Below are 3,702 nucleotides of genomic sequence, written 5' to 3'. Positions count from 1 at the left end.
ACCTACCTTTTTGTACAGCAGGGGCATTTCCAAATTTTCCTGTACGGTAAGATCATCCAGTAAATGGTAGGATTGAAAAACAAAGCCTATATATTGTTTGTACAAATTGGAACGCTGCTTTTCCTTTAGGGTATGAACCGGTTCATCCATGAAATTGTACTCCCCCTCATCAAAATTGTCTAGCATGCCTATGACATTGAGCAAGGTGGATTTACCGGAACCGGAGGGTCCCATTACCGATATAAACTCTCCTTCTTCCACGGTAAGGTTAATATCCTTTAAAAGGAAGACTCGTTGTCCGCCTGAGTTTACCCATTTAAAAATGTTGTTCAATTGTAGTAGCATATTGCATTTCTTTTTATTCGGTTGATGTACTTTCCTTTAATCCTTTTTAAGAAGATGTGAATGTTTCTCCTTGACTTTAACTTTCTTCCTTTTACATTGTTCTCCTTTGGGGTAAACTCCAGACTGATGTCACGAAGTGAACAGTAATTAACACTTGATGTTTACTCTGTTCTTAAACTTTTTAAAGGTTTGATCAAGGCAGCTCCCACAGACTGATAACTAATAGTCGCCACAGCAATAATCAAAGCTATTCCGCCGGCAATGACGAATATTTCCCATCCAATTTTAATCTTATAGGCAAAATCTTCCAACCAACGGTTCATCATATACCATCCTATGGGTATTGCAATAACAATGGCCAAAAGAATCAATTTTAAAAAATCCAATGTCAACAGTTCATAGATACTTTTAAAGGGAGCCCCCAAAACCAACCGTATGCTTATTTCCTTTTTCCGCTGTTCCACCATAAAAGCGGACAGTGCAAATAGCCCCAAACAGGCTACCATTATGGCAAACAAGGCAAAGCTGTTGAATATTTTCCCCATGCGCTCCACATCTTCGTGCATTTGGCTAAATTTTTGATCCAAAAAGGAATAAGCAAAGGTTTGGTTGGGCACATTTTTATTCCAAATTGCTTCAATAGAGGACAAGGACTCCCCAATATTGCCCGTCTTCAGCTTTACTGAAATAGCACCACTATCATTATTGGCAATAACAAGACTAAGCGGAGTTATATCTTCTTTCAGGGATTTAAAATGAAAGTCCTGTACGACCCCCACAATGGTCCAATCCATTCCGTTATTGATATGCTTTCCAATGGGATTTTCATAACCAAGTTCATGCGCCATTTGATCGTTGATTATCATGGAATTAAGAGAGTCAGAGGCAAATTCCCTTGAAAAATCACGGCCCTCCTTTACATTAATCCCCAAGGTCTTTATATAATCATAATCCACGCGCCAAATCTGTGCAGGAACCCCACGATCTTCAATGCCCTCCCCTGTCTTTTTAAAAGTATTGCCATTTCTTTTGGCACCATCTATCGGCAAATAATCGCTTATTGTTACTGTTTTTACTTGGGGAAGCTGTAAGAGTTGTTCCTTAAAACTCTCCGATTTGTTTCCTAGGATATTGGCCCCTTCCAAAACAACCACCTGCTCCTTGTCATAACCCAATTCTTTGTGCTGTATATAATCCATTTGCTTGTAAATGATCAGTGTACCAACTATCAGGATTACTGAAGTGGCAAATTGAAAGACTACCAACCCGCTCCTAAGCTTCCCGCTTTTACTGCCAACACTTAGGCTGCCTTTCAGCACACTTACAGGTCTAAAGGCAGAGAGATAAAATGCAGGGTACATTCCTGCCAATATCCCAATTAGCAGGGCGGAGGCTGCCATTAGAGGCACAAACCACCAAACCTCCCAGGGGAACACAATGGACTTCCCCGCTATTTCATTAAAGGTAGGAAGCAGTGTCCAGGCCAATAGAAGGCCTATTAAAAAAGATATGAGGCTAAAGAGTACCGATTCGATGAGAAATTGTGTAACCAAATTACTCTTAAACGCCCCCACTGTTTTGCGCAAACCAACTTCTTTGGCCCTATTGGCCGATTTGGCGGTAGAAAGGTTGATGAAATTAATGCAGGCGAGCAATAAAATAAAGCCTGCAATGGCTCCAAAGAGCCAAACAAACCGAATGTCACCATGTTTTAGACCATCACCCATGGCAAGATCCGATCTTAAATGAATATCAGTTATAGGCTGTAATTTATATTCTATCGTCTTAAGAATTTCGATAAAATCAGGTGCTCGACCACGGGCCAATTGGGCGGGAATTACGTAGTTTTCCATAATGGAAAACATTTTTTTCTCCAAAGCCGGAATATTGGTGTTTTCATCTACCAGAACATAGGTAAAGTAATTCTGATTGGTCCAGCTCATGTTGGTATCCTCTATGGGTAATAAATAACTAAACTGGAGGTGGGAATTCTTGGGAAAATCTGGCATTACGCCTGTAACGGTATAAGGTCTTGAGGGATTATCATCCAAAATAATGGTCTTGCCCAATGCATCACCCTGAGGGAAATATTTATCCGCCTTGGATTTGGAAATTACCATATTTCCAGGTTGGTTCAAGGCCTCCTCAACATTACCTTGTTCCAAGGAGATCTCTAGAATTTCAAGGATGTTCTGGTTGGCAAATACAAATCCGTCCTCAAAATTGTTCTGGGATTCGCCAGCCAGGCGCAGCCCCCTTTTACCTGCCCCAAAGAGCTCGCTCATATTTATTTTCCCTGCCTTTTCTATCTCCGGAAAATCGGATTGTAGGGCATCAGCAAAAGGCAATTGAAAATGAACGCTTTTTCTTAGCTCACCATCCATCACACCTTGCAACACCACCCTATAGATACGATCCTTATTTTTGTATTGTTGGTCATAGCTGAGTTCGTCATTAATGAATAATGCAATTAATAGACAAGCAGCAATACCCATGGCAAAGCCCCCAACCTTTATGAACGTGAAGAGCTTTTCGCTTTTAATACTTCGCCAAGCGATTTTTAGATAGTTTTTTAGCATAATGCTTATTTTTCTTCCTCCCCCATTCCACATCCTTGGGAGTGGGAACGGGTTTGGATTTTGATTTATTTTTTAATATCTACCGTATTTATCGCACAACTATAGTTCTTCTTTCTACTACGATAATGTACAGTTCACTGCCACTGTGCACTTTCTCACTCTGTTCGCAAACTCTTTACCGGATTCGAATTCGCTGCCTTAATGGCTTGAAAACTTACCGTAATAACCGTTACCATCATGGCACCGATAACGGCCAAGGCGAAAATCCACCATTCAAGAAGCATGTGATAAGGATAATCTTGCAACCAGCCATTCATTACATAATAGGCAATAGGTACTGCAATAAAACAAGAGATGATGACCAGTTTAAGGAAATCCTTTGACAGCATACCCCAAACGTTGAACACGGTTGCCCCCAATACTTTTCGAACCCCAATTTCTTTGGTGCGCTGCTCTGCAACAAAAGAGGTTAGCCCAAATAAACCAAGACAACTGATTAAAATGGCCAAAGCAGTAAAAATTCCGGATAGTGTCCCAATCCGTTCCTCTGAGGCAAATTTTGCCCCGTATTCGCTATCCACGAAATCATACTCAAAAGGAAGATCCGGAAAATGTTCTTTGAATACCCCTTCTATGATGGCAATATTCTGACTTGCACTTTGATTTGGATTCAATCTTAAATTATAGAAACTGGAATTCCCATGCTTGTCAAAAACATAAAGGCCTTGCTTAACTGGCTCATAAGGGGCTTGTGTAATCATATCTTCCACTACTCCAA

General features: G+C 40.6%; 3 protein-coding genes. All 3 read right to left on the bottom strand.

All coding sequences use genetic code 11. From position 1 onward, the window contains the following. Positions 1-345, bottom strand: a 345-nt coding sequence (locus AAC037_RS21510; RefSeq protein ID WP_339905518.1) for an ABC transporter ATP-binding protein, incomplete at its 3' end; no start/stop codon positions are given. Positions 346-506: 161 nt separating this feature from the next. Next, entirely contained in the window at positions 507-2,924 is a 2,418-nt protein-coding gene (locus tag AAC037_RS21505) for an ABC transporter permease (protein ID WP_339905516.1), read from the bottom strand. 155 nt (positions 2,925-3,079) lie between these two features. Then, positions 3,080-3,702 (bottom strand): FtsX-like permease family protein (locus AAC037_RS21500; protein ID WP_339905514.1); only part of this gene is annotated, 623 nt, incomplete at its 5' end.

The organism is uncultured Cyclobacterium sp. (assembly GCF_963976465.1).
Lineage (GTDB): Bacteria > Bacteroidota > Bacteroidia > Cytophagales > Cyclobacteriaceae > Cyclobacterium.
Note: the sequence above shows the minus strand (reverse complement) of the source record. Positions and strands in the feature narration are given on the sequence as shown.

Coding starts and splice junctions, on each gene's coding strand:
- AAC037_RS21505 (WP_339905516.1), bottom strand. CDS start 2,924: ATGCTAAAAAACTATCTAAAAATCGCTTGGCGAAGTATTAAAAGCGAA.